This is a genomic window from Nitratireductor mangrovi (assembly GCF_007922615.2).
Taxonomy (GTDB): domain Bacteria; phylum Pseudomonadota; class Alphaproteobacteria; order Rhizobiales; family Rhizobiaceae; genus Mangrovimarina; species Mangrovimarina mangrovi.
In genome coordinates, this window is the sequence record NZ_CP042301.2 from 1,085,242 (window position 1) to 1,111,226 (window position 25,985).

Consider the following 25,985-nt stretch of genomic DNA (forward strand, 5'->3'; position numbering starts at 1 on the left):
GGTGGGCTGGAAAAGTCATGGCTGAGAACAAACCCGATTTCGAAGCGGTCAGGCAGATCCACACGGTTCTGGTGTTGCACTTCGTCGACGGCCTGAAGCAGGCGGAGATCGCAAAGGCGCTCAACCTGTCGACCTCGAAGGTCAACCGGCTGATCACGCAGGGCCGCAAGCTCGGCATGGTCAGGATCGCCATCGAAAGCCCGTTCCAGCGCCTCGTCGAGATCGAAAAGCGGCTGGACCGCATTGCGGGGCTCGCAACGAGCGTGGTTACCCCCACGGTTTCGGGAAGCCCGGAATCGACTTTGCAGCAGGTTGGCAAGGCAGCGGCCAACCAGGTCCTCGAGACGCTGCGCGACGGCGACGTCATCGCCATCACCGGCGGCAAGGCGGTCAGCGCGGTGGTCGAGAACATGCAGGCCGAACGAGCGTTCGACGTGACCGTGGTTCCGCTGACTGGAGGCGTCCAGGGCAAGTACTACACGGACGTGAATCATCTCGCCACACAACTCGCCGAGCGGCTGGGCGGCAAGACCATGCTTGTTCACGCGCCGCTGTTTGCGGAGAACGAGGATCAACGCAACATGCTTCTCGGCATGGCGTCGATAAGGGAAGTGTTCGATCTCGCCCGCAAGGCGGCGATCGCGGTGGTAGGCATCGGGTCGATCGATACACCAGGCTCCAGTTACTACGATCTGCACCCCGTCTCCAACCCGGATCGCGAACAGATCATCCGCAGCGGCGTGCGCGGAGAGTTTCTCGCCCACCTGATTCGCGAAGATGGCACGCTTGCCGACTACCCGCTCAACTCACGCCTCGTGGCGCTCGACCCGGCCGAACTGTCGCAAATCCCGCGCCGGATCGGCGTGGTGGCGGGCGCAGAGAAGGTGCTGCCGATCCAGGCGGCGCTCAATGGCCGCTTTCTGAATTCCCTCGTCGTCGACGAGGTGACCGCCGGGGCGGTGCTTGAAAAAATGGAGAAGTTGCAAGATGTCGCATGAAGTCCTCGTCCGGGAAATCGGATCGTCCGGAATCCGGGCCTCGGCGGTGGGCCTGGGCACCTGGGCGATCGGTGGATGGATGTGGGGCGGCACGGACGAGGCGAAATCCATCGCCGCGATCCAGGCCTCTATCGACGAGGGCATCAGCCTCATCGATACCGCGCCGGCCTATGGCCAGGGCTTGTCCGAAGAGATCGTCGGCAAGGCGATTGCCGGCCGCCGCGACAAGGTGGTGCTGGCGACCAAATGCGGCCTCGTCTGGCACACCCAAAAGGGCAACCACTTTTTCGACTACGATGACGGGCCGGTGCATCGCTACCTCGGCGCCGACTCCATCATCCATGAAGTCGAGCAGAGCCTGAAACGGCTCGGCACGGACCGGATCGACCACTACATCACGCACTGGCAGGACCCGACCACACCGATCGAGGAAACGGTCGAGGCCCTCCAGAAGCTGAAGCAGCAGGGCAAGATACGCTCCATCGGCGCAAGCAACCTGTCGCAAGAGGATCTCGCTGCTTATCTGGCGACCGGCAAACTCGACGCGATCCAGGAAGAATACAACATGGTCAAGCGGGGGATCGAGGAAACGCTCGTTCCCGCCTGCCTCAAGCACAACGTCTCGGTGCTCAGCTACTCTTCGCTGGCGCTTGGCCTGCTGTCGGGGAAGATCGGTCCCGAACGCGTCTTTGAAGGCGACGACCTGCGCAAGGAGAATCCGCTCTTTTCGACCGCCAACCGCCAGAAGGTCGCGCGGCTGATGGCCACGATCAGACCGATCGCCGACGCGCGCGGAGCCACGCCCGCGCAGATCGTAATCGCGTGGACGCTGCAGCAGCCGGGCATCACCTTTTCCCTGTGCGGCGCACGCAATGCCGAACAGGCAGTGGAAAATGCCGCGGCGGCCCGCATCCGCCTCGCAGCCGAAGAACTCCAGACAATAAGCGAGGCCGCCACGAGCAACCTGACCGAACTCGACGCCTGATTCAACGTCCTCAACGATGGAGCCCAGCCGCCGCGACAGCGTGGCGAACGGCGCAGCTATGCCAGAACAACGAGACCAGAAGATAGAAGGACTACGCCGTGATGGCCACTTTGACGTCATCGTCGTTGGCGGCGGAATCAATGGCATAGGCGTCTATCGCGAACTCGCCGCGCAGGGCCTGCGCGTGCTTCTGGTCGAGCGCAACGATTTCTGCTCCGGTTGCAGTGCCGCTCCATCGCGCATGATCCACGGGGGGCTGCGCTACCTCGAAAATGGCGAGTTCGATCTGGTGCGCGAGTCACTGTGCGAACGTGACGCGTTGCTGTCCAACGCTCCACACATGGTCAGGCCGCTGCCGACGACGATCCCGGTCACGTCGATATTCTCGGGCCTCCTCAATGGCACGGCGAGCTTCCTCGGGCTTTCCAGACAGCCGTCGAGCCGGGGCGCGGTGCCGATCAAGATCGGCCTTACGATGTACGACTGGATTACCCGAAGTCGGCGAGCATTTCCGAAACATACCTTCCGCGGTCGCGACCAGACGCTGCATTTGTGGCCGAAGCTGAATCCAGACCTGCGTTGTTCTGCGACCTACTACGACGCATGGATCAGTTATCCCGAAAGGATGGGCATCGAACTCGTCCTGGACGCCGAGAAGCTCTCGCCGGAAAGCGTTGCGCTGAACTATGCAGAGGTGACATCTCCCAACGGCGGGTTGAGCCTCGAAGACCTGATGTCGGGCGAGATTTTCGCGGTGGAAGCACGCGCCATCGTCAATGCGACCGGGGCGTGGGTGGACGATGCCATCGAAAGGCTGACGGACAACAGCCGTGGTTCAAAGCCTCTCGTCGCGGGCACCAAGGGCTCTCATCTCGTCATCGACAACCCGGAGCTCTACCATGCCCTCAACGGGCACATGATCTATTTCGAGAACACCGACGGCAGGGTCTGCATCGTCTTTCCCTATCTCGGCAAGGTGCTCGCGGGCGCGACCGACATCCGGGTCGACAAGGCAAGTCGCGTTCGCTGCGAACCGGAGGAGCGCGACTATATTTTCCAGGCGTTGCGTGCCGTCTTCCCGTCGGTCGCCATCCGTAGTGACGATGTGGTCTTCAGCTTCAGCGGAATCCGGCCGCTGCCGCTGAGCGACCACGAATTCACCGGCCGGATTTCGCGAAGTCACTTCGTCCATCGCCTTGACGGCACGATCCCGCAGTTCTGCCTCGTCGGCGGCAAGTGGACGACATTCCGCGCCTTCGCCGAGCAGACTGTAGATGCGGTGCTGGCCGAACTCGAACAGACACGAAAAACCGGCACCCTGGACATGGCCATTGGCGGTGGCGCCGGCTTTTCCGATGACTATGCCGGGCAACTGGCGGACCGGCACGCCATTTCGGCTGACCGCGCCGCTTATCTCGTTGATCTCTACGGCACGCGCGCCGACGAGGTGGTGGTCTTCTGTGCGGACCGGGCCGACGATACACCTGTGGACAATCTTTGCCACACCAGCGCTGCGGAAATCGCCTTTCTCGTCCAGCAGGAGTTGGTGTGCCGACTTGGCGACATTCTGCTGCGTCGCACGCCTCTGGCCATCCGCGGCGAGATTTCGGACACCGTTATCGACCGGGTGGCCGCGATCGTGGCGGCAGAGGCCGGTTGGGATGAAGCAAAGACCCTCAACGAGATCCAGGATTTCCGGAGCGAACTTGAAGAGTTCTACGGCGTCTCAGCTGAGATGCTCGAACGCAGAACCCGCGACAGGAGCGAAACATGCGCATAAGTACCAAGGCTCGTATGAACCGGATGTTCACCAACGGGGGCTGCCTCGACGTGGCCATCGATCACGGTGTCTGCAACGAACCGGGCTTCCTCGTAGGGCTTGAGGACATGGCGAGCGTCGTCGACACGCTGATCAAGGCAAAGCCCGACGCCATTCAGATGGCCTACGGCCAGGCGGACCTGCTGCAGGCGCGGCCTGAGAAGGACAAGCCGGCGCTCGTCATGCGCATCGATATGGGCAATCCCTACAACGCCGAACGCCACCGGGTCATGTGGTCCATGCTCCAGAACCACGACGAACCGATCATTGGCGCGCTCGAAATGGATGCCGCCTGCGTCGTCGTGAACCTGTTCATGCTCCCTGACGAGCCGGAGCTCTTTCGCCAGTGCGTCGAAAACATCAGCAAGGTGCGCGCGGCGTGCCACAGATACGGCATGCCGCTGATGATCGAACCCTTGGTAATGCTCCCGAACGAGGTTCGCGGCGGCTATCAGGTGGACGGCGATGCCGACAAGATCGTCACCCTGGTTCGGCTGGCATCCGAAATGGGAGCCGACATCATCAAGGCCGATCCGACCGACGATCCGGACGATTTCCATCGGGTGGTGGAGGCGGCGCGCGTTCCGGTTCTTGTGCGCGGTGGCGGCAAGGAGGATCTGAAGAAGGTTCTGGCGAAATCCGCCGCACTGATGAAGCAGGGCGCGAAGGGCATGGTCTACGGACGCAATATCTACCAGCACGACAACCCGAAGGCTGTCGTCAACGCGCTGATGGCGATGATCCACAGTGGCGCCGACGGAGAGGAAGCCTGGGAAATCTACGACCGTGGCTGAGAACGGTCCCTATCTGCTCGGCCTCGACGCCGGCAACACTGTCATCAAGGCGGTACTGTTCGACGCGGACGGCCGCCAGGTCGCGATGCACGGGCTCGATGGCCACTCGCGCACGCCGCAGCCCGGCTGTGTCGAGCGCGACGTGGACGAGTTGTGGGCCAATGCGCGTGAAGCCATCCGTGCTTGTATCGCAAAAGCAGGGATCGAACCCGCGCAGATTGCGGCGGTCGGGACCGCCGGCCACGGCAACGGGCTTTATCTTCTTGACCGCGACGGCGAGGCGCTGGTCGGCATCCAGTCGCTGGACACGCGGGCGGCGGCACTGGCGAGCGAGCTCGACGCAGCTAGCGGCGCGGCAATGCACGCCATCAACCTGCAGCGGCCGTGGCCGTCTCAGACGCCGGTTCTGCTCGCCTGGCTGAAACGCCACGAGCCCGAATTTTACGCAAAGGCTGGAACTCTGCTCTTCGCCAAGGACGTCGTCACGTTCCATCTGACGGGAGAACGCGCGAGCGAGATTTCCGACATGTCCGGGGCGGGTCTGCTGCGGCTGCCGGAAGCAACCTATGACAGCGAATTGCTGGCGCTTTACGGTCTCGAGGACGCTCGGGCCATGCTGCCGTCGCTCCACCAGCCGACGGGCATCGCCGGCCGTGTTACCGCGACGGCTGCCGAGACCACCGGTCTTCGCGAGGGTACGCCCGTCGTTGGTGGCTTGTTCGACGTCGTCGCCTCGGCGCTGGGTTCCGGCGCGGTCGGTCCGGGCGATGCCTCGATTGTCGCTGGAAGCTGGTCGATCAACCAGGTGTTTTCCGACGCGCCGGTTCGCGACGATCGCGTCTTCATGATCTCGGCCTACGGCGACCGGCGCTTCGCCAACATGGAAAACAGTGCGACGTCGGCGGCCAATCTGGAGTGGTATGTGCGTACCCTGATCGAGCGCGGCGGCCACCACGACGATCCCTTTGCGATGGTGAACGAGCTTGTCGAGGCAGTGAGGCCGGCGCCCGATGACCCGCTGTTCCACCCGTTTCTTTATGGTGGCCGCATGGGCGCTCATCAGCGTGGAGGGTTCTACGGCCTCGGCGGCTGGCATGGAGAGGGCCATCTGCTGCGGGCCCTGTTCGAGGGGGTGATGTTCGAGCATCGGCGCCATGTCGAAGTCCTCGCCAAGGCCGGTGTCCGCTTCGACAAGGCGGCATTGTCGGGCGGCGGCTCGCGGTCGCGCTGCTGGCCGCAGATGTTCGCCGACGGGCTGGGCGTTCCCGTGACTGTTGCAGAGGCGCGCGAGACCGGTGCGCTCGGCGCGGCAATCGCTGCGGCAGTCGGCGTGGGCATCCATGCCGACGATGTTGCGGCAGTACGGGCGATGACACGGCCGGAACGAACATACGCGCCCGAGGTCGGCATGGCAGCCCATTATGACCGCCGCTACGGGATATGGACGCGGCTCACCGCCGCCATGGAACCGATCTGGAAGGATCTGGAAGCCTGATGATGAAGGCTCCCCACAACGAAGGCGAATACGATTACGTCATCGTCGGCGCGGGCACGGCTGGATGCGTTCTGGCGAACCGGTTGACCGAGGATTCGTCGACCCGCGTGCTGCTGGTCGAGGCCGGCGGAAGCGATAACTACCACTGGGTGCATATCCCCGTGGGCTATCTCTACTGCATCGGCAACCCGCGCACCGACTGGATGATGAAGACCGCAGCCGAGCCCGGCCTCAACGGCCGGTCGATCGCCTATCCGCGCGGGAAGGTCCTCGGCGGCTGCTCTTCCATCAACGGCATGATCTACATGCGCGGCCAGGCGGCCGACTACGACCTTTGGCGCCAACTCGGAAACACGGGCTGGGGCTGGGACGACGTGCTGCCCTGGTTCCTCAAATCGGAGGACCATCACGGCGGAAGCAGCCCCATGCATGGTTCCGGCGGCGAGTGGAAGGTATCGAAGCAGCGCCTGACCTGGGATGTGCTGCGCGCCTTCCAGGAAGGCGCAAAGGAATTCGGCATACTGCCGAGGGATGACTTCAACGACGGCAACAATGAGGGGTCGGGGTTCTTCGAGGTCAACCAGCGCCGCGGCCTGCGCTGGAACGCGTCGAAAGCCTTTCTGCGTCCGGCCTTGAAGCGCCCTAACCTCAGATTGGTTACCCACGCGCATGTCGAAGCGCTGGTTCTGGACGGCCCCAAGGCGACCGGCATCCGCTTCAGCCGCGACGGCGTGATGCATGAAGCATCTGCGGCAGGCGAAGTGCTGCTGACAGCGGGGGCAATCAATTCGCCGAAGCTGCTTGAGCAGTCGGGCATCGGCCGCCCGGAGCTGCTGCGCGATCTGGGCATCGACGTTGCGCATGAAAGTCCGGGCGTCGGCGAGAACCTGCAGGACCACCTGCAGATCCGCACGGCCTTCAAGGTGACAGGCGCCAGGACGCTCAACACGATGCTGCGCACCGCGCTGGGCAAGGCGCGTGTCGGGCTGCATTATGCGCTGACGCAGAGCGGTCCGCTTTCCATGGCGCCGAGCCAGTTCGGCATGTTCACGAAGTCAGATCCCGCCAAGGCCACACCCGATCTGGAATACCACGTCCAGCCCTTGTCGACCGACAAGCTCGGCGACCCGTTGCATCCGTTTCCGGCAATCACCGTTTCGGTCTGCAATCTGCGGCCCGACAGCGTCGGCAGCGTGCATGTGAAGAGCCCCGACACGTTCGAGCAACCGGAAATCCGGCCGAACTACCTGTCGACGTCCAGCGACCGCGAAACCGCCGTGAAGGCGGTACGCCAGGCCCGCCGGATGATGACGTCGCGCGCGATGCAACCCTACCTGCCCGAGGAGTTCCTGCCGGGCACCGAGCACCAGTCCGACGAAGCCGTGCTGGAACAGGTGGGCAATATCGCCACGACCATCTTTCACCCGGTCGGCACCTGCAAGATGGGCAATGACGACAAGGCCGTGGTCGGCGCCGATCTGAAGGTGCACGGCTTGGACGGGCTGCGCGTGATCGACGCATCCATCATGCCTCGTATCGTATCGGGGAACACGGCTTCACCCGTCGTCATGATTGCCGAAAAGGCAGCTTCCATGATACGCGCCGGATCACGTTCCCACTCTGCCCCAGGCAAGACATTCACAAAGCCGGCTCGGTAACGACGGCTCAGAGGGCCTTCGCCAGGAAAATTTTGCCCGGATACCGGATACAGGATTACATCAGCGAGGGCAGGAACAGGCTGATCTGCGGGAAGGCCACAATGAGGACGATCAGAATCAGGAAGGCGGTCCAGAACGGCAGCACCCCGCGAAACACGTCGTACATCGGGACGTCCCTGGCGATCGCCGCGATGGCGAAGACGTTGACGCCGATCGGCGGCGTGACGACACCGAGTTCGACCATGATGACGACGACCACCCCGAACCAGACGGGATCGAACCCGGCGCTCATCGCGACGGGATAGAACAGCGGCACGGTCAGCACCAGCGCCGGCAGCGCATTCATGAACATGCCGATCAGCACGTAGAAGACGAGGATGGCGGCGATCAGCTGATACGTGCCGAGCTGGAATCCGATGATGAGATCGGCAAGTTGCTGCGTAAGGCCGCTGATGGCGATGAACCTGCTGAACGCCGTCGCGAACATGAAGATGATGATGATCGCCGCGGACAGAAGCAGTGCCCGCTCGATCGACTGCCACAGCGTCGCCCATGTCAGGCGGCGCGTGAGCGCGGAAACGACCAGCGCGCCGAACACGCCGATGCCGCCCGCCTCGTTTGGCGTGACCGCGCCCGTATAGATGCCGCCGAGCACCAGCAGCATCAGAACGACGATGGGCCAGACCTTGGCGCTCGAAGAGAACCGCTCATTCCAGCTGCTGACCTCGCCGCGCGGCGCGAGCGCGGGATTCAGCCATGCGCGGATCGTGATCAGGCCGACGAGGATGAAGGCGAAAAGGATGCCGGGTAAAATGCCCGCCATGAACAGCTTGCCGATCGAAACCTCGGTAATCATGCCGTAGACGATGAAGGCGAGGCTCGGCGGGATCATCACGCCGATCGTCGCCGCGCAGGCGATCGATGCGGTCGCGAGCTTCATGTCGTAATCGTATTTGCGCATCTGCGGCAGGGCGATGGAGCCCATCGAATAGACGCCTGACAAAGTATCGCCGACAATCGAGGACAGGCCGGCACAGGCGACCGTGCTGGCGGATGCCAGCCCGCCGGGCAGGTGTCCGATCCAGCGATAGGCGGACCGATACAGGTCTTCGGCAAAGCCCGACGCGACGACGATCAGTCCCATCCAGGTGAACAGCGGCACGACGCTCCATGTCTGGTCGCTAACGACATCGATGGTGGTGGTCCCGAGACTGGTCAGGCTCGCCGTCGAGCTGACGAGGATGCTGATGCCGACAAGCGCGGTCACGGCCATCGCCGCCGCGATGTGGACGCCGAGAAAGATCAGGATGAAGCACAGGCTGATCGCGAACAGTCCGCGCGCGCTGCGCGGCAGTTCGAACGGCGCGTATTGCGGAAACAGCGCGAGAAGCAGGATGAGGCCGACCGCGACCGGCCACGCCAGCAGGACGGCAAGCGACCGGCTGTCGCGAAGCTGTACGGTGGCGTGCAGCGCGGAGGCGAGGCTGCCAAGAAGCGCGAGGGCGAAAAGGAGGATGAACAGCGTCGCGGCGGCAACAAATGGCCACTCCGGCAAACCAGTGACACCGGTGACGATGCCGTTGTCGCTGAGATAGCGTGCCTGCAGGAAGATGCGGTAGCCGGTGATCAATATGGTCGCCAGCGTCAGCAGCAGGCCGCCGGCGATGGTCGGCGCGCGCAGCCAGCCCGGCACCAGGCGCAGCAGCAAATCCACCCTTATGTGGCCGCCCTCGCGTTCCACCGCGGCCAGCGGGGTGAGGGCGACGATGATCATCAGCAGCCCGGTAAACTCCATCCCCCCGGGCACCACAAGCGAGAACATGTTGCGAAGCGAGACGTCCGAGACTGTCAGGATCATCATCGCCGCGAGGGCTGCCGCCCCGACGTAGATCGACGCGCGGGCCGGAAGGTCGATCAGGCGCCGGATTGCCTGTGCGAACCGCTCGAGACCGGCGGGCAAGCCGCGATCGCCTTCGCCGGAATCGGCCGCTTGTGCCACTTCTTGTCCTTCGCGTGAGACTGGTTTCGGCCGTGCTGGCTGACTTGGGCCGGCACGGCCCGGGAGGTTACTCGACGCTTCCGGCGGCGAGTGGAAGGGGTGCGGCCTAGTTCTGGTCGTAGAGTTTCATCAGCCGCACGGCCTCGTCGAGGATTTCCTGCCCCGGCATTCCGGCCGCGTCCGCCTTTTGCACCCACTCGGCCCAGAAGGGTTGCATCTCGCCGGCCAGCGTTTCGGCGTCCTCCGACGAAAGAGTGAACAGGTTTTCGGGCGGGATGCTTGCCGTCGCGGCCGCCGCGCCATTGGTGGTGTTATAAAAGAAGTAGACGGGCTGCAGGTCCGAAATGTGCGCCTGTTCCGCCGGCGTCAGCTTGTTCCACGTGTCCTTGTTCATCACGGTCGAGTAACTGCCCGGATTGAGGTTAAGCAGCGTGTGATAGGTCGTGACTTCGTTCAGCTTGAAGTTGTTGACCCAGCCCCAGGCGCACAACACCCCATCCACCGCCCCCCGTTGCAAAGCAAGGTATGCATCGGGTCCAACCATCACGCTGGCGCTGACACCAAGCTTCTCGAGCACTGCGACACCGGCCGGGTCCTGCGCTGCATAGACCTTGCCCTTCACGTCAGCCAGTGTACGTACCGGTTCGGCGGTATGCAGGTGGGAACCCATCGCCACGAAGGTGGCGATATCGACCACGTTGTCAGCATCGCTGTAGAGTTCGCCCATTTCGGGGAACTGGTCGCAAAGCCGCCAGTAGACGATCGTGGCGAGCGTCTGGTTCTTGGACAGGCCCGGCAGGCTGAACAGATCCATCTGCGGAAACTTGCCGGGCAGAACCGGATGCCAGACGAAACCGATGTCCAGCAGGCCGGCGCCGGTGGACTGCAGCCAGTCCTTGAATGGCGTAACCGAATTCGGCGGGAAGAACGCCACTTCGGCGCGGCCGCCGGTAATATCCTCGATCTGTTTCGCGAAGCGGCGGTCCATGTCGTTCCAGGGTGTGCCGTCGGGCGAGGCGAACTGCATCTTGAGTTCGAGTTCGGCCGCCGCTGCCGGCAATGTGCCCGCCATCTGCGCGCCGGCCACTGTGGCCAGCGTCAACCCGCCAAACGCCCTTCGGCTGAACTTGCGGCCAGATATGCTGCTGTCGTTGTGTTGGATTGTCATGTCTTCCTCCCAGCTTTCGCGAGCGCGGCTCGCCGAAAACACATGCGCGGCGTTGGCCGCAGTCCTCCACGACCGAGCCTAGGTTCGCCAAGGGATCAGGAAAACTAATTTCTTCTAACGATTTCCGTTATACTTGCTTAAAGCAGAAGCTAGCCAACCATCCGGTTCCATTCCTCGGCGCTGCGCTGCAGTTCCTGCCGGAAATAGTCATGCAGCTGGCGTGACGCACGCGATAGGGGCCGCTGCGTTGGATGGATGAGTGCCAGTTCGACATCAAGAACCGGGTCCACGATCGGATTGACCGTGACGCGATCGTTGCCCAGTTCCTTGAGGCATATCCAGAACGGCAGGATTGTGGACCAGTCGTTGAGACTGAGAAATTCAAGTCCCGTTGAGAGGCTGGCAATCGAAATCGTACGCTCCACCGTGATCTCTCCGTTGCGGATCGCGGCATCGATCTTGGGCCTCAGACTGTGGGTGGCTGACGGTATCGAGAGTTTCAGCGGGGCGATTTCGTTTAGCCGCACGGGCTGCATCGGCATAAGGCCGCGGCGCGAACCCGAGATCAGGGCCACGGGAAACTTGCCGATGGCAGTCGCGGTCAGGCCCACCTGCGGTTTGGCGAATTGCCCGACATAGAAGTCCAGCGCGCCTCCCGATGCTTCGGCGACGAGCGCGTCCGCAGTGCCGCTTGCGATGTCGACATCGATGCGGGGATATTCACGCACGAAGCGGGCAAGCGCCGCCGGCAGCACCGCCTTGGCAAGGCCCGGCGCAAAACCCGCCGAGACAGAACCGCTCAGCCCTGACGAGAAGTCCTCGATCTCCATTTCTGCCTCGGAGACGGCTTTCAAGACCGCAAGGCACCGGTCATACAGCCGCCACCCTGCCGCGGTCGGGTTCACACCGCGCCGCGTGCGCTCGAAGAGGCCGGTCTTGAGCCTGCCTTCCAGCGCGCTCATCTGCTGGCTGACGCCCGATGCCGTGCAGTTCAGCCTCGTCGCGGCGGCACTCAGCGAGCCCTCCTCACAGGCAGCGACAAAATAGCGGATTTGCCTGAGGTCCATCTGCAACCCTTATTTGCTTTCAGCAGATCATAACACTGATCTTAGAAAAGATAACTACCGGTAACATCTGATCCGCTCCTATGGTCAAGCATGTGGCTCTGGGAGGAGCCGTTGCCTGTGCACCCGCAGCTCCGGACGACGCGCCTTGCGTCGCCCACGACAGGAGAACCGCATGCTACCGCTCGACGGGTTTCGAGTGCTCGACCTGACCCACGTCCTCGCCGGTCCGTGCGCCACGCATCACCTGTGCTGTCTTGGCGCGGAGGTGATCAAGGTCGAACGGCCGGGCGGTGGCGATCCGATGAGGGCGCTGGACATGCAGCCGGAATTCGATGGCCTGCCGCCCGGGTTCCGCGCGCTCAATGCGGGCAAGAAATCGATCGTCGTGGACCTTGCGACCGAAGAGGGGCGCGAGGCCATCCTCCGGTTTGCGGCGACATGCGACGTTTTCGTGGAGAATTTCAGACCAGGCGTCGCCAAACGTTTCGGTCTCGGTGCGGACGATATCAGGGCTGTCCGGCCGGACGTCATTTATTGTTCGATCTCGGGATGGGGGCATGGCGGTCCCAACAGCACGCGCGGCGCTTATGACCATGTCATACAGGCCGCAACCGGCATGATGGCGCTGCAGGGCGGCACCGCCGATGATGCGCCGGTCAAGGTCGGCTTTCCCGTCATCGACATAGCGACGGGAATGAGCGCGGCAGAAGGGATCATGGCTGCCCTCATTCGCCGGCTGCGCGGCGACAAAGCGCCGATCACGCTGGACGTTTCCATGGTCGACTGCGCGCTGGCTCTGATGTCGGGCCCGACCGCCAACACGCTGGCCACCGGCAAGGCGCCCGACCGCGTCGGCAACCGCGGTTTCGTCGGCAGTCCGGGCGCGGAAACCTTTGCGACTGCGGATGGCCACATATCCGTTGCCGCCAACACGATGGGCCAGTTCAGGACACTGTGCCGCGAGCTCGGCAGGCCGGACCTGGCCGAACCGCCACACGTGCCGGCGGGGCTTGGTGCCGGCGCGTTCTTGGCGAATGCGGCGACTGACGAATTGCGCCGCGAGCTTGCCAGCGCATTCGCAACGATGAATGCCGATACGCTTGAGGCCGACCTCAACGAGAACGGCGTGCCCTCGTCAAAAGTGCGCGACCTCGGCGAATATCTCACCACGCTCTATCCGCAGACACCGGGTATCGGCGTTGAGGGCGAGCCGGTCGCGCTTGGACCGGCTTTCCGCTGGGGTGATCTCGGAGCGCCGTCGCTGCCTGCCGCGCCGCGGCTTGGAGCGGATACCGATCTCCTGAATTCCGGCGCGGCGTTGGCCTCGCCTCACCGGGCGAACGTGACATGACGGGCTACCTGTCGGGAAAGACACCGAGCTTCCCGACGCTTAACAGGGAGGAATGGAAATGAACCCGATTACGAGAAGGCTGTTTGTCTCACTTGCGGCAGGCGCCGCAATGAGTATCGGCGCAACGACGGCATATGCCGAACCATCCGGCGCCTTCAAATATGCAGAGCAGGTGAAGCTCATCACCATGGACCCGCAGCAACAGAGCGGCAGCGGCGTTCCCTATCTGCGCCCGGTCTATGAATCGCTTTTCGAGCGGGACGAGAACGGCAAGCCGGCTCCGCTTCTGGCGACCGGCTACGAGATCGACGGCCTCAATGTGAAGATCACGCTGCGCGAGGGCGTCAAGTTCTCAAATGGCGAAGCTTTCAACGCCGAGGTCGCCGCGGCCAACATCAACCGCGGCGTCGAACTTGCGATCATCGAGGGTCTGAAGACCGTCGAAAGCGCGGAAGCGAACGACGAATACACCTTCACGATCAAGCTGAAGGAGAAGGATCCGGCCATCATCGACAGCCTCACCCACACGGGTGGCATGATGCTGGCGCCGGAAGCGATGGCCGATCCCACGATTGACCGCAATCCCATCGGCACCGGGCCGTATGTCCACAGCAAGGAAGAATCGCGCGAGGGCGAGGTTCAGGTCTACACGCCGAACCCGACCTACTGGGACCCCGACATGATCGGCCTCGAGCGCTATGAAGTCTGGGAGATTCCGGACGACACGGCGCGCCTCAATGCGCTCAAGACCGGTCAGATCGATGCCGGCAACTGGCTCGCCAACCCGCAGTCGGCGATCATCGACAGTGCGCCGGATCTTACGCTTGTCCGCAACACCGGCGGTCTGAACTATCACGTCATCATTTCCGACCGGAATGGCACGCAGGTACCGGCTTTCGCCGACGTGAACGTGCGTCAGGCCATGGCGCATTCGATCGACCGCGCTGCTTTCGGCAAGGCGATCCTGTTCGGTCTGTCGGAAGATACCTACCAGCCCTATCCAAAAGGGCACTGGGCCCACAATCCGGATGTCGAGGGCGCCTATGCCTACAATGTCGAGAAGGCCAAGGAGTACATGGCCAAGTCGGACTTCCCGGATGGGTTCACCTTCGACATGCCCTCGATCCCGATCTACCAGTCGCGTCTGGAGGCGCTGGCAGGATTCTTCAACGAAATCGGCATCACGATGAACATAGTACCGGTCGAGCCGGGTACTCTGGCCCGCCGCAGCCGCACGACGGATTTCCCGGCCACAAATCTCGTTTGGGCCACCAACAACGATCCGAAATTCCTGGCGTTGCGCTATATCTATGAGGATGCTGCCTACAATCCGTTCCAGACCAAGCCGAGCGAGGAACTGCTGGCTTCGGCTCTCGCCGGCCTGGAGTCGGTGGACACCGACGTCCGTGGACCCGAATACCAGAAGATGGCGGCGAGGCTCGCGGAAGAGGCGTTCCTGATCTTCGTGGCGAACTCCCCGATCCTGATCGGCGTCACAAACGCGACGGCCGACAATCCGACGGTTGTCTACCGGTACGGCGAGGATTCCATTAATCTTCGCGGTCTGAAGGCAAACGACTGACAAGCTGGTTCCATGTTCAGGCTCATCCTCCAGCGGCTTCTTGCGCTGGTGCCCCTGCTGTTCATCGTGTCGGTGCTGACGTTCTCGTTTACGTCGCTGTTGCCCAGCGATCCGGTCGACCTCATTCTTGGCGACACGGGTACGGACGAACAGCACGAGATGCTGCGGGAGCGCATGGGCCTGAACGAACCCATCCACGTCCGGTACGTGCAGTGGCTAAGCCGGGCGGTGCAGGGCGACCTCGGATCGTCCTACTTCAATAGCGTGAGTGTGATGGGGGCCGTGATGCAGCGGCTGCCCGTCACGCTTTCCCTGACCGCGGTTTCGGCGCTCATAGCCATCGTCGTCGGGGTCGCCGCAGGCGTTGCCGCCGCGCTTCGCCCGCGCTCATGGGTCGACCGTTTCGCGACGCTCGGCGCGACCTTCGGTCAGGCAATCCCGAACTTCTGGTTCGGACTGATCCTCGTGGCGGTGTTCGCGGTGAGCCTGCGGTGGTTCCCCGCCACCGGTTTCACGCCTATCACGGATTCTCCTTGGGAGTGGCTGCGCAGCGTGATCCTTCCCTCGATTGCGCTCGGCACTTCGTCCAGCGCCGCGATAGCGAGGCAGGTGCGCTCGTCCATGGTCGGCGTTCTGCAGCAGGATTACATCAGGGCAGCACGGGCGCAGGGTATTTCGGCGCGGCGCGTTCTCTTCAAACACGCCTTGACCAACGCAATGATCCCGGTTGTGGCGGTGCTTTCCTTTCAGATCACGGTTCTGCTGGGCGGTGCGCTGATCGTGGAACAGGTCTTCGCCATAAACGGGCTCGGAACGCTCGCCATCGCGGCGGTGCGCCAGCAGGACATTCCGATGCTGCAGGGGCTCGTTCTCGTCATGGTGGGGCTGGTCGTGGCCGTCCAGCTTTTCACCGACGTGATCTACGGGCTCCTTAACCCCAAAGCGCGGCCAACGTGACCGTCGAGAATACCGAAAGTAACGGCACCGGCGCCTACGGCAAGCCGCGGCGGATGACCGCGTCAAACGCCATCGTGGGCGTTGCGGTGTTCATTCTGGCACTGCTTTGTTTCCTGGCCGTCTTCGCCGACGTGATCTCGCCGTACGATCCGTTGCGGCAGAACCTGATCAAGGCGCTACAGGGTCCGTCCGCGCAGCATTGGCTGGGGACGGACGATCTCGGGCGAGACGTGCTGTCGCGGCTGATCTACGGCTGCCGCATCGCCGTGATCGCCGCAGCGGAAGCAACGGCCATCGCCGTGCTGCTGGGCGTCCCGATCGGACTGTTCATCGGCTATCGCGGCGGATGGTGGGACTGGACCGTTATGCGCATCGTGGAAGCCGTAGTGTCGATCCCCGGCATCATGGTCGCCATCGTGATCATAGCAATCCTTGGCCCCGGTCTTCACCGCGCCATGATAGCGCTCGGTATCCTGTTTTCGACATCCTTCCTGCGACTGGCACGCGGCGTGGTTCTGGCCGAGCGCGAGGAGGTCTATGTCCGCTCCGCCAAGGTCGTCGGCGCCTCGGACAATCGTATCCTGTTGCGCCACATATTCCCCAATATCGCGCCGCCCCTCATCGTGCAGGTGACGCTGACCGTCGGCGCGGTGCTACTTTCTGAAGCCGGGCTCAGCTTCATCGGTCTTGGTGTTCAGCCGCCGCAGGCAAGCTGGGGCACGATGCTGAATACCGCCGCCGAGTTCATGCAGTTGAACTGGTTCCTGGCAATCCCGCCCGGCATAGCCATTATCTTGACGGTGTTGTCTGTGAACCTTCTGGGTGACGTTCTGCGCGACTCGATAGGCCGAGGCATCGCCGTAACCGCTTCCCGCCAAGAGATAGCGCCCCGCCCCGCTGCAAACGCTCCAGGTACCATCCTGCCGGCCCGACCTCTGGAGGCGCGCGACGACGAGGTGTTGCGTGTCGAAGGCCTCGAAGTGGTGGTCGGCTCCGATCACGGTGTGCCAATCATCACCGACCTGTCATTCACGATAGCGCGCGGGGAGACGCTCGGGCTCGTCGGCGAGTCCGGTAGCGGCAAGACCATGACCGGGTTGGCGATCCTCGGACTGATGGGCCCGGCGCTTCGGACCACGAAGGGCTCGATCGTTCTTAATGGCACCGATCTGCGCCCCCTCAAATCCGCCGAGATCGAGGAGGTGCGCGGCGAGGAAGTGGCGATGGTCTTCCAGGACCCGACGACCAGCCTGAACCCCGCTTTCACGGTTGGTAGCCAGATCGCCGAGGTGCTGCGCACCAAGCACGGACTCTCACATAAACAGGCCTGGGAAGAGACCGTAGGCCTGATCGAACGGGTAGGCATCCCCCAGCCCGTGATGCGCGCCCGTGCCTATCCGCATGAACTTTCAGGCGGCATGGCCCAGCGCATCGCGATTGCGCGCGCGCTGAGCTGCAATCCCTCGCTGCTCATTGCTGACGAGCCGACGACCGCCCTCGACGTGACGGTGCAGCAGGAAATCCTCGATCTCTTCCGCGACCTGCAGGACGAGTTCGGCATGGCGATCCTGTTCATCACCCACGACCTCGCCGTGGCCGCCGACATCTGCGATCGCATCAGCGTGATGTATGCGGGAGAAATGGTGGAGATGGCCGAGGTCAACGCGCTGTTCGACAAGCCGCTGCATCCCTACACCGCCGGCCTGCTCTCCGCGATGCCGCATGCCTCCGACCGCAATCCGCCGCTGCCGACCATTCGCGGCAACGTCCCGCGGCCCGGATCGTGGCCGACGGGATGCCGCTTTTCCAACCGCTGCGATTTCGCCATCGACGCCTGCCACCGGCGCATTCCATTGACCGGCAGCGAACGGCTGGTCCGCTGCATTCGCGCCGACGAACTCGATTTGAGGCCGGGCACATGATCGGCAAGCCTCTGCTCGAGATCAAGGACCTGTCGGTGACCTATTGGGGGCGCTCGCTGCTTGGCTTCGGCGGCAAGCCGTTTGTAGCGGTGAAAGACGCCAACCTCTCAATCCGTGCCGGCGAGACGCTCGGGCTTGTGGGCGAATCCGGATCGGGCAAATCCTCGATCGCCAACACGGTGCTCGGGCTGGTGCCTGCGTCATCCGGATCCATGCGCTTCGGCGACCACGATCTCGTGGCCATGAAGACACGCTATCCCTCCGAGGTGCGCAACCAGATCCAGGCGGTGTTCCAGGACCCGTATTCCTCGCTCAACCCGTCCATGACGGTGGAGGAAATCGTTACCGAGCCGTTGCGCGTCCACACCGGCATGAGCAAGGCTAGGCGGCGGGAGCGCGCGGTCGAACTTCTGAAGCTTGTGTCTCTTTCGGAAGAACATCTGTCGCGCCATCCGCACCAGTTCTCCGGCGGGCAGCGCCAGCGCATCGCGATCGCGTCGGCGCTAGCGCTGCAGCCGAAGCTGATCGTGCTCGACGAGCCGGTCAGCGCGCTCGATGTTTCAACGCAGAACCAGATCATCAACCTGCTTTACGAACGTCGTGACGCGCTCGGCATCGCCTACCTGCTGATCGCCCACGACCTGGCGCTGGTGCACCACATCTCGGACCGCATCGCGGTCATGTATCTCGGCCACATCGTGGAGGAGGGGCCATCGGACCGGGTCTACAAGAACCCTGCGCATCCCTACACCAGGGCGCTGCTCGAGGCGGTGCCGCTGCTCGATCCCGAACGCCAGCGCGCGCGCCGGGCAAGCCGCAAGCTGCAGCCGGCGCAGGACATGCAGCGGATCGCCGACGTCGGTTGCCCCTACAAGAACCGCTGCCCGTTCGTCATGCCGCGGTGCCAGACGGAAATGCCGCCAGCTTACCCGGTGGACGGCGGCGGCGTCGCCAACTGCTTTCTCCTGGCGCCCGAGGTGGAGCAGAGCGCCAAACATACCAGGGAGCCGGAGCGCATCGCCTCATGACCGGTCCGCCGCGCTACCCCGCTTCCCCGCGCCCGGCGGCGGTCAAGCTCCGTGAGGACATCACGCCGTCGGGTCTTCTCGACATTTCGCCGCTGCCGCTCGTGTGCCGCTGGCCGGAGACCGGAGAGATCAAAGGATTTGCCGTCTTCTGCCACGGGCTGAGCGCCTGCGGGCTCGACTATGCCGAACTTTGCAGCCACTGGGCCGCGAACGGCTACCTCGTCATCATCCCGACCTTTCGCGACTGGGTCGACGCAGTCGCCAGAGCAGAACCCGGACTCGGCTATGAACCGGGCGGTAACGGTCTTGCATGGGCGACGCATCCGAAAATGCGGGCACGGCTGTTCGAGATATTGCACACGCCCGAGTACTGGCTGGCGCGGCTGGCGATCGTGCGCCACGTCATGGACAATCTCGAAACGGTTTTCGAGCAGACCTGCGGGCCGCAGCCGAAATCGATCAAAGGTGCAATCACCGGCCACTCTTTCGGCGCCTACACGTCGCAGCTTTTCGCCGGTTGCGAGATCGACCTTCCGGGCGAGGGGGCTGCCAATTTCAGGGACGACCGGTTCGCTGCGGCTATCCTGCTCAGCGCCCAGGGTCGCGACCAGCAGGGCCTGCGCGAGGGCTCGTGGGACGGGATCACCGGACCGATGCTGAACGTCACCGGCACGCGCGACGGCGGCGCCAAGGGGCAGGACTGGCACTGGAAGGTGGAGCCCTACGAGTTCGCGCCGCCGGGCGACAAATATCTCGCGTTGCTGACCGACGCCGACCATTATCTCGGCGGCATAGCCGTCCCCGAGCAGGTGCAGGTGCCAGGCCAGAAGGACGCGGTGTTCCAGGTGACGTTGGCTTTTCTCGACGACTATCTGGCCGGCGATGCGGCGGCCCGGAACTGGCTTTCCTCCATCGATAACAGGGTCGGCGACTGCCAGCTGGTTTTCAAGCGCAAGTAGCCGGAGAAGTTCCGGGGTTATGACGATCATGCCGGAAGTCTGCTCGCATTTAGCCTCGGGGCCGCTAGCGGCCTGTCCGCTCTCGAGCTGAAAGGTGGAGCGACAGTCACGCGCGAGCAGCTTCGATTCCGCAGCGTGATGCCCCCGCTAACCTAGACCCAACATTACGCTGGATTTATCGCGCAACCGAATGCAGAAAGCACTCGGGCTAATATTTGGGGGCTGGCGGCGTCTGATCGTCGTGCGGTTTGTTGATGTCAGAGCGCACAAAGCAGAGTCTGATCGCAACGATTTACGCAGCGACGCTGTCGCCAGAAGGGTTCAACGATCTGGTCGCTGACCTGGCGGACCAGTTGAGTTCTATAGTGGAACGAACCAAGGGGGTCGGCGAGACCGGCCATAGGCTCCCCGACAGCCTAGAGCGCTTTTTCGACCGAGACGCGCTGGCCGATCTTGAACAGCACATCCGAACTGCAAACGTGATCCAGCAGCGGATCGGACATTTCGACAATAACGCCGAGAAAGTCCAGTTCATCGCCGATTGCGTTCCAAGCCCGGCGATCGTCTTTGACGCCAGCGAGCGCGTTGTTGCGGCCAACCGCTCGGCGCGGCGGCAATCCCTGACAGGCACCCCAAAGTTGACCGACATGACCGGAAGCCGCGACGAATTGACGAAAATCAGGAAAGCCGTATCCGCTCTCGGTTTGACGGGCGATTTCGCGTCGGTTCCGCTTGCCACGGATCTTGCGAACGGGTTGAACAGTTGTGCCCTTCTGAAGCGTATTCATCCGGGTTTCAGCGGCCGGAAGGGCGGCGACCTCTTTCTGCTAACGATTGCAGACTTCGGTTTTGACGAGGCAACGCGGGTCAGTTTCCGCGATGCCTACGGCCTTACCAATGCGGAAGCCTCGGTGGCCGTGCTGCTCGCAAGCGGCCTCAACGCAGAGGAAATCGCTCGCGACCGTTCGGTCTCGCTGGTGACGGTGAGGAGCCAAATCAAGTCGATCAAGCACAAGACGCGGGCCCGCGATCTGCCGCGCCTGGTCAGGCTGATCTGCGGGTATGCGGTTGGGATCCTTGCGCCAAACGGCACGCTGACGCCCCATCAGTCGCCCCTGGTCGACGGCACATCGGCATCCTCCGGCATGTTCACATTAAGCGACGGTCGCCAGATGGAATACATCGTCCAGGGCGCTCCTGACGGGCGCTCCGTGCTTTCCTTCCACAATATGCCCTACGGCCTTGTCCTGCCGGAAGCGGGTATACGCGCGGCGGCTGCACGGGGCTTGAAGATCATCGCCCCGCTGCGCCCCGGGCACGGGCGGTCCGGCCCGCTCCCGGGCGTCACTCGCGACGATCTGTTCAACCAGGTCGCCCGCGATGCGGACGAGCTGTTGACCCACCTGGACGCACCGAAGGCCGTGCTGCTTGGCCATAGCGGCGGCTCCAGCTACGCAATCCGTTTCGCCAGCATGTTCCCGCACAAGGTTACATCCATCTTAATGCTGACGCGGGCGCCGATCTGGAAGGACGAGTGGTACAGGCTTCTGCCACAGCGCCAGAAGCTGATCTCGACCATGCTCAGATACATGCCGAGCCTTGCCAACGTACTGATCTGGGCGATCCTTTCTTACGTGAACCGCCAGGACGGCAACGATTTTCTGCGCCAGTCGGTCAAGGAAAGCGAGGCCGACCTGCGCGCGCTGGACGACCCGGAAACGCTGCGCCTGATGGAGGACGGCATCAAATTTGGGCTGGTCCAGGGCCCGGACGCCTTCTGCCGGGACTGGGAGGCGATGGACATCGACATGACAGCCGAGGCGCGCGCCCTGCCGCATCCCATGCATATCATCCAGGGCGCAGACGACCTCATCACCCGGCCGGAATTCTCCGCAGCCTTCGTCGAACAGGTGCCGACCGCCACGCGGGAAATCGTCAAGGGAGCGGGCAACCTCCTGTTCTACAGCCATTGGCGCCGCGTGATCGACCGGCTCTGACACTGGGTACCGGCAACAAACTCGCGCTGAAAAGTCATTTGCATACCCACTAGTAGGTATGACTGACGTCGCCGACTTCCTTAATAAGACAGATATCTGCGGGTGGGCCAGCGGCTTGGCAGCTGCCCCGAATTCGAAAGACGTAGATGGAGGAAGCGGTGAGAAGAGTATCAGAATTTCTGGTTGTGTTGTTTCTTTCTTTCGCGGCCAGCCCCGCCCTGGCCCAAAGTGCAAGCGCGGACCAGAGGACCTGGGCTGCAGGCGCCGTTAGCTATATCCAGCTCATGAGAGCGATGAATCACAAGATAGAATACGCGACCGCGATGATTCAGGCGGCGAGCCCCGAAATCGGGAACAACGCGACGTGGACCTACGCGCTGCTCGCAGCCGGGAACTACCCGCCCGAAAACATCGGTGACTATTTTCGGCAGTTGGGCGTGTACCCCCAGACATTTGACGAAGGGCCGCGAACGCACATTCAAATCATGCGGGCGGCGGGCCTGAACGCGAATGACGTCTACCAAGGATTCTCCGGAACTTGGTGCACCCCCGGCCGAGCTTATGCGAACAATTGCCAGGACAAGTTCAACCAGCTCAACACGGGGAACGTGGGGGTACAGGATCTTATCGCTGTTTATACTTATCGCGGGGCGCCAGGACATTTCCCGCTCGATGTGAGAGCGCCGGAGGGCACAACCGATCCCGCCACTGTCTGCAATCTTTCGACAACGCGTTCGATCCCGGTTTGCCATCCCTATGTAGCGCCTTCTGGCGGCGCGTGCAGCCCCATTCCTTGTTTCAGATCTCGGGTGGGGCTGTGGGCACGCCCAAACCTGACTTCGTCCTTTAGAATAGTGGCGGAGTACGATTTCGGACTAAAAGGACATCTGGGCGTCTGTTCGCTGACCCATCACAAAATATACGATCACGGAAAATGGTACTCGAACTGGTATGATCCGAGATTGGCTGTTGCTCTAGCTGGCGTCTGCACAGCCGTCGTACCGTAACGATTCTGGCGACAAGTCCCATTGGGCGCTGGAAAGATCGGCCTGCGAAGTGAGAACTGGTACTGGTGATTTGGAGCGCGCCGGTCGAGCCCAGGATTTGCCAATATCAGTGATGGACCACCCGGAGCACCTGCGCTCCGGGCTTCTTTCAAGCTGCAGGGAGAACACGCATGCCGAAAACACCTCTCTCACCCGAGAAATCTATCCGCGCTGGCGCCGGGGCTGATCGGCTGCATGGTCTTCATCATGGCGGCCGCCAGCGGGCGCATCGAATTCGGTGCCGAGCTTCGCCGAAAAGGTTGGGAGGCTGCTCTTGTAGGCTGCCTATGAACCGCACCAGCGGGCCTGCCTGAAGCTTCTTCACGAAGCGTCGATGAAGGCCAAACACATCGCAACCGGAATGACGACGATCGAGGGATAGATGATCACAAGATTTGCACGATGCACTGCTCTTCTCGCCCTCGCCGCCCCGGCCCTTGTTGGCCATGCATGGGCGGGAACCAATGTCTATGGCGGGTATGACATTTTCGGCGGCAGGGAAACCGCCTATGGCGAGACGGGCGGCTGGACTGTCTCGTCCGCCACGGTGGACGGCAAGTTTGCCTATTGTGCCGGGGAAACGCACGCTGGCGGTCAATGGCGACTGGGCACTGACGGGATGCAATGGCAGCTCGGCGTGCCCTATGCACCCTCCACCGGCGAATGGCAGGGCGAGTATGAGATCGACGGCAGGCGTATGCCCGCCAGCGGCGTTGCCGCAAATGGCTGGTCGTTCATGTGGCTGGGCCTTCAGGAACTCGACGAGGTGCGAAACGGCAGCGAAATCATCCTCGATATCGCCCGCGCCTCGATAGACTTGTCTCTGAAGGGCACCGCCGCCGTCATCACCAAGATCGAGGAATGCGTCAGCCGGCAGGGCGCGGGCGGCAACGCCTCGGCTGCGTCCACCGCGCAATCGCAAACGGACCTGTACCCGACCTTCGAGATGTGCCAGCCGGCCGGGTCGGTGAGAACCGAACGGAACGGGCCGGAAACCGCGGTGACCTTCCGGGTGGACAACAGCGTTCCCGTCCCGGTCGACCTGTTCTGGATCGACCCCAATGGGACTTCGCACCCCTATGGGCAGATCGCGCCCGGACAGTCGATACAAATGAACACCTATGCCGGCCATCTGTGGATGGCGACGGATGGCGGCTCCTGCGCCTATCAGGAGGTCGAGCCCGGCGCTCAGACCATCACCTTCGTCGTCGACGCGCCGCCGGACACCGGTGGTAACGGTGTGAGCGACAATGATACGGGCAAGCTTCCCGGCACCGGCCTCACCCACGAGCAGGCGGCGGCGCTGATCGGTGGGGAGAAGCCCTCGCAGGAAGCGTTTTTCGACCCCTACAAGGACTGCAAATGGGCGATCAATGAGACGCCATTCCCAACCCTCGACGGCCCCGGCTATCTTCTTTATTACGTGCCCGAGTGCAAGGGCCGCAAATCGCTGCTCGATTATGCCGGCGGCGCGCATTACTCCGAATTGACGGTAGTCGACTCGGCTTTTGCCGCCTACTCCGAAGAACCGTTCACCCCGCCCGGCTATCCGTTGGTGCGGATCGCGGATCCTGGCGAGGGCGATCTAAGGGCCAATTTGCTGGTACGGGTGCGCTCGGAGATGGAAGACTCGGCCATGCAGCCGAAATGCGGCATTCTGCCCACGGATTACACCGGCCTCCCGGCGGATCATATCGTCATAGGCCTCATGCCCGAGCATAGGAACGATAAGCCTGAATATTTAGAGCCTTATGGTGCTGTCGGGCTCTGCGGGCCGTTCGGGGAAAATGACGGCGTCTCCTTCTGGCGCATCTTCCAGCGGAGAGCCTGGTTCTTCAATCTGGGGCAGGATGCTTACCAGGATATCGACGCCGCCAGCCTGACGCTGGTGACCAGCGACGGCGCGGGCGGCTGGAAGCGAGTTCAATAGAACAATAAGCAACCGCGATGAAGAAAACCTTGATCGCCTCTGCAGCGACCGTGATGGCGACAGCAACCAGCGCGCCGGCATTGGAACTCCTTGTCGCAAATTTACCGATTCAGACGACGGACGAGGAGCTTTCCCAGCTGTTCTGGGAATTTGGCGAGGTCACAAGTGCAAGAGTCATACTAGACCGGGAGACTGGCCGCTCCAAGGGTTACGGCTATGTCGAAATGCCAGACGCAGACGAGGCATATATCGCAATTCAAGCGCTAGACGGAAGCGCGTCGGGCATCGGGCGTCCGGTTGCTGTCAGTGAATCGAAGTCGCGGACGAACACTTCACCGAGGAACCAAAATTCGAGGCCATAGGGTAGTGGCGGAAAACGCGCCGAATAACCAGACATGAAAGATCATCGTCATGAAAAGAAAACTGACAATAGCCGCCCTGCTGTTCCTTGTTGGCGTCCCTGCGGCGCTGGCCGAGGAATGGAACTTCGGGGGGCAATGGCAATGGGCCAGCAATCCAAAATTCGCGGCTGCCGCCAGTAAATACGCCAATACCTATTTCTACCTGACGCTTTATCCCGCCACGCTAACGGGCAACCGGATCAAGGGAAAATACTGCATCGGCGAAACTCGATGCAGCGAAATCGTCGCCTCTGAGCAGCCCGGCGAATTCATGGACTTCACTCTCGACGGCCATTTCTTTCAGTTCTATCTCAACAAGGAAACACAGATGCTGGAAGGCTCGTTCTGGGACAAGAATTCCGACCGGAACGACTTCCCCGACGCCACGATCTCCATGTCGCCGCTGGGGTAAGCCCCAGTTGATATTACTTCGTCAGGGATGGGCGGCTGTCTGAACGCACCTCGGATGACCTTCGCCGCGCCAAGTTGCGCTATTCGAAGTCGTTGGCAATTCTGTCTTGTACTGCCATCGCCGGCACGAGCCAGTCCGCCTCGGATTCCACAAGCGTCTCGAAGAGCTGGATCAGGCGAGGATCCAAGGTTGCCAAGAAGCTATCTCCCTAAGGGGTTTCGTCCTCGCGTTGTACCCTCACTCAAATCAGCGACCCTGATTGCCATTCAAGCCGATATGAATGATTTGGCCAGCGGCAGGAACCATCGGAGGATATCGCTATCGCGGTCTTCGCGCAGATAGACGCTTCTTGGGTACGAAGCCGCCGAAACAATTGGATGAACGGCGGCTTTCGGAGTTGGAATGATCGACATTGAA

General features: G+C 62.5%; 21 protein-coding genes. 17 read left to right on the plus strand and 4 right to left on the minus strand.

Annotation, left to right across the window (positions count from 1 at the left end; translation table 11 throughout):
- Positions 1-17 precede the first annotated feature (17 nt).
- The 6 genes from FQ775_RS05275 to FQ775_RS05300 are packed head-to-tail and all read left to right on the plus strand — an operon-like array spanning position 18 to position 7,749.
- Entirely contained in the window at positions 18-998 is a 981-nt protein-coding gene (locus FQ775_RS05275) for a sugar-binding transcriptional regulator (protein ID WP_146298382.1), read from the plus strand.
- Positions 988-1,983 carry an aldo/keto reductase gene (locus FQ775_RS05280; RefSeq protein WP_146298383.1) on the plus strand — a complete coding sequence of 332 codons (996 nt, stop codon included), beginning with the start codon at positions 988-990 and terminating at the stop codon, positions 1,981-1,983. The genes FQ775_RS05275 and FQ775_RS05280 overlap by 11 nt, the downstream gene beginning before the upstream one ends.
- Before the next feature lie 58 nt (positions 1,984-2,041).
- Positions 2,042-3,763, plus strand: a complete 1,722-nt coding sequence (locus FQ775_RS05285; RefSeq protein ID WP_146301831.1) for a glycerol-3-phosphate dehydrogenase/oxidase — start codon at positions 2,042-2,044, stop codon at positions 3,761-3,763.
- Complete coding sequence (locus FQ775_RS05290; protein WP_146298384.1) at positions 3,754-4,596, plus strand: class I fructose-bisphosphate aldolase; 843 nt, start codon at positions 3,754-3,756, stop codon at positions 4,594-4,596. Before FQ775_RS05285 ends, FQ775_RS05290 begins: the two co-directional genes overlap by 10 nt.
- A complete protein-coding gene (locus FQ775_RS05295; protein ID WP_146298385.1) occupies positions 4,589-6,091 on the plus strand; it encodes an FGGY-family carbohydrate kinase in 1,503 nt (500 codons plus the stop codon). Before FQ775_RS05290 ends, FQ775_RS05295 begins: the two co-directional genes overlap by 8 nt.
- The gene (locus FQ775_RS05300; RefSeq protein WP_146298386.1) at positions 6,091-7,749 is read left to right on the plus strand and encodes a GMC family oxidoreductase; all 1,659 of its coding nucleotides are present in this window, start codon (positions 6,091-6,093) and stop codon (positions 7,747-7,749) included. The genes FQ775_RS05295 and FQ775_RS05300 overlap by 1 nt, the downstream gene beginning before the upstream one ends.
- 55 nt (positions 7,750-7,804) lie before the next feature.
- On the opposite strand, the gene FQ775_RS05305 is transcribed toward FQ775_RS05300, so the two are convergent.
- From FQ775_RS05305 to FQ775_RS05315, 3 genes are all read right to left on the minus strand, one after another.
- Entirely contained in the window at positions 7,805-9,748 is a 1,944-nt protein-coding gene (locus FQ775_RS05305; RefSeq protein ID WP_146298387.1) for a TRAP transporter large permease, read from the minus strand.
- A gap of 106 nt (positions 9,749-9,854) precedes the next feature.
- Positions 9,855-10,958 (minus strand): TRAP transporter substrate-binding protein, encoded by a 1,104-nt coding sequence (locus tag FQ775_RS05310; protein ID WP_146298388.1) that lies wholly within the window; start codon positions 10,956-10,958, stop codon positions 9,855-9,857.
- A 107-nt stretch (positions 10,959-11,065) separates the two neighbouring features.
- The gene (locus FQ775_RS05315; protein ID WP_146298389.1) at positions 11,066-11,983 is read right to left on the minus strand and encodes a LysR family transcriptional regulator; all 918 of its coding nucleotides are present in this window, start codon (positions 11,981-11,983) and stop codon (positions 11,066-11,068) included.
- Between the two features lie 172 nt (positions 11,984-12,155).
- On the opposite strand from FQ775_RS05315, the gene FQ775_RS05320 reads away from it, so the two are divergent.
- The 6 genes from FQ775_RS05320 (at position 12,156) to FQ775_RS05345 (ending at position 19,782) form a co-directional block, all read left to right on the plus strand.
- The gene (locus tag FQ775_RS05320) at positions 12,156-13,334 is read left to right on the plus strand and encodes a CaiB/BaiF CoA transferase family protein (RefSeq protein WP_146298390.1); all 1,179 of its coding nucleotides are present in this window, start codon (positions 12,156-12,158) and stop codon (positions 13,332-13,334) included.
- A 109-nt stretch (positions 13,335-13,443) separates the two neighbouring features.
- Positions 13,444-14,916, plus strand: coding sequence for an ABC transporter substrate-binding protein (locus tag FQ775_RS05325; RefSeq protein WP_167812766.1), 1,473 nt, complete (start codon positions 13,444-13,446; stop codon positions 14,914-14,916).
- A 12-nt stretch (positions 14,917-14,928) separates the two neighbouring features.
- On the plus strand, positions 14,929-15,873 hold the full coding sequence (locus FQ775_RS05330) for an ABC transporter permease (protein ID WP_146298392.1): 945 nt from the start codon (positions 14,929-14,931) through the stop codon (positions 15,871-15,873).
- A complete protein-coding gene (locus tag FQ775_RS05335) occupies positions 15,870-17,795 on the plus strand; it encodes a dipeptide/oligopeptide/nickel ABC transporter permease/ATP-binding protein (RefSeq protein WP_146298393.1) in 1,926 nt (641 codons plus the stop codon). Before FQ775_RS05330 ends, FQ775_RS05335 begins: the two co-directional genes overlap by 4 nt.
- A complete protein-coding gene (locus FQ775_RS05340) occupies positions 17,792-18,823 on the plus strand; it encodes an oligopeptide/dipeptide ABC transporter ATP-binding protein (RefSeq protein WP_146298394.1) in 1,032 nt (343 codons plus the stop codon). The genes FQ775_RS05335 and FQ775_RS05340 overlap by 4 nt, the downstream gene beginning before the upstream one ends.
- Entirely contained in the window at positions 18,820-19,782 is a 963-nt protein-coding gene (locus FQ775_RS05345; protein ID WP_146298395.1) for an alpha/beta hydrolase family protein, read from the plus strand. The genes FQ775_RS05340 and FQ775_RS05345 overlap by 4 nt, the downstream gene beginning before the upstream one ends.
- Positions 19,783-20,198: 416 nt before the next feature.
- Here the strand turns inward: FQ775_RS05345 and FQ775_RS05350 are convergent, their stop codons facing one another.
- Positions 20,199-20,570 carry a hypothetical protein gene (locus FQ775_RS05350; RefSeq protein WP_167812767.1) on the minus strand — a complete coding sequence of 124 codons (372 nt, stop codon included), beginning with the start codon at positions 20,568-20,570 and terminating at the stop codon, positions 20,199-20,201.
- 123 nt (positions 20,571-20,693) lie between these two features.
- Between FQ775_RS05350 and FQ775_RS05355 the strand changes: the two genes are divergently transcribed.
- The 5 genes from FQ775_RS05355 to FQ775_RS05375 all read left to right on the plus strand — a co-directional run bounded on the left by FQ775_RS05355 (position 20,694) and on the right by FQ775_RS05375 (position 25,568).
- On the plus strand, positions 20,694-21,779 hold the full coding sequence (locus FQ775_RS05355; protein WP_167812768.1) for an alpha/beta hydrolase: 1,086 nt from the start codon (positions 20,694-20,696) through the stop codon (positions 21,777-21,779).
- Positions 21,780-21,925: 146 nt separating this feature from the next.
- A complete protein-coding gene (locus FQ775_RS05360) occupies positions 21,926-22,786 on the plus strand; it encodes a hypothetical protein (protein ID WP_146298397.1) in 861 nt (286 codons plus the stop codon).
- Between the two features lie 421 nt (positions 22,787-23,207).
- On the plus strand, positions 23,208-24,755 hold the full coding sequence (locus FQ775_RS05365) for a VHL beta domain-containing protein (protein WP_146298398.1): 1,548 nt from the start codon (positions 23,208-23,210) through the stop codon (positions 24,753-24,755).
- 53 nt (positions 24,756-24,808) lie between these two features.
- Positions 24,809-25,117: an RNA recognition motif domain-containing protein gene (locus tag FQ775_RS24150; RefSeq protein ID WP_146301832.1), complete on the plus strand. Its 309-nt coding sequence runs from the start codon at positions 24,809-24,811 to the stop codon at positions 25,115-25,117.
- Between the two features lie 49 nt (positions 25,118-25,166).
- The gene (locus FQ775_RS05375; RefSeq protein ID WP_146298399.1) at positions 25,167-25,568 is read left to right on the plus strand and encodes a hypothetical protein; all 402 of its coding nucleotides are present in this window, start codon (positions 25,167-25,169) and stop codon (positions 25,566-25,568) included.
- The last annotated feature ends 417 nt before the right edge of the window (positions 25,569-25,985 follow it).

Excerpts from the sequence above, each read along its gene's own strand:
- FQ775_RS05275 (WP_146298382.1), top strand. The coding sequence starts at position 18 with ATGGCTGAGAACAAACCCGATTTCGAAGCGGTCAGGCAGATCCACACG.
- FQ775_RS05300 (WP_146298386.1), top strand. The coding sequence starts at position 6,091 with ATGATGAAGGCTCCCCACAACGAAGGCGAATACGATTACGTCATCGTC.
- FQ775_RS05340 (WP_146298394.1), top strand. The coding sequence starts at position 17,792 with ATGATCGGCAAGCCTCTGCTCGAGATCAAGGACCTGTCGGTGACCTAT.
- FQ775_RS24150 (WP_146301832.1), top strand. The coding sequence starts at position 24,809 with ATGGCGACAGCAACCAGCGCGCCGGCATTGGAACTCCTTGTCGCAAAT.
- FQ775_RS05285 (WP_146301831.1), top strand. The coding sequence starts at position 2,042 with ATGCCAGAACAACGAGACCAGAAGATAGAAGGACTACGCCGTGATGGC.
- FQ775_RS05375 (WP_146298399.1), top strand. The coding sequence starts at position 25,167 with ATGAAAAGAAAACTGACAATAGCCGCCCTGCTGTTCCTTGTTGGCGTC.
- FQ775_RS05320 (WP_146298390.1), top strand. The coding sequence starts at position 12,156 with ATGCTACCGCTCGACGGGTTTCGAGTGCTCGACCTGACCCACGTCCTC.
- FQ775_RS05280 (WP_146298383.1), top strand. The coding sequence starts at position 988 with ATGTCGCATGAAGTCCTCGTCCGGGAAATCGGATCGTCCGGAATCCGG.
- FQ775_RS05365 (WP_146298398.1), top strand. The coding sequence starts at position 23,208 with ATGATCACAAGATTTGCACGATGCACTGCTCTTCTCGCCCTCGCCGCC.
- FQ775_RS05330 (WP_146298392.1), top strand. The coding sequence starts at position 14,929 with ATGTTCAGGCTCATCCTCCAGCGGCTTCTTGCGCTGGTGCCCCTGCTG.
- FQ775_RS05315 (WP_146298389.1), bottom strand. The coding sequence starts at position 11,983 with ATGGACCTCAGGCAAATCCGCTATTTTGTCGCTGCCTGTGAGGAGGGC.
- FQ775_RS05290 (WP_146298384.1), top strand. The coding sequence starts at position 3,754 with ATGCGCATAAGTACCAAGGCTCGTATGAACCGGATGTTCACCAACGGG.
- FQ775_RS05350 (WP_167812767.1), bottom strand. The coding sequence starts at position 20,570 with ATGAATACGCTTCAGAAGGGCACAACTGTTCAACCCGTTCGCAAGATC.
- FQ775_RS05345 (WP_146298395.1), top strand. The coding sequence starts at position 18,820 with ATGACCGGTCCGCCGCGCTACCCCGCTTCCCCGCGCCCGGCGGCGGTC.
- FQ775_RS05360 (WP_146298397.1), top strand. The coding sequence starts at position 21,926 with ATGGAGGAAGCGGTGAGAAGAGTATCAGAATTTCTGGTTGTGTTGTTT.
- FQ775_RS05325 (WP_167812766.1), top strand. The coding sequence starts at position 13,444 with ATGAGTATCGGCGCAACGACGGCATATGCCGAACCATCCGGCGCCTTC.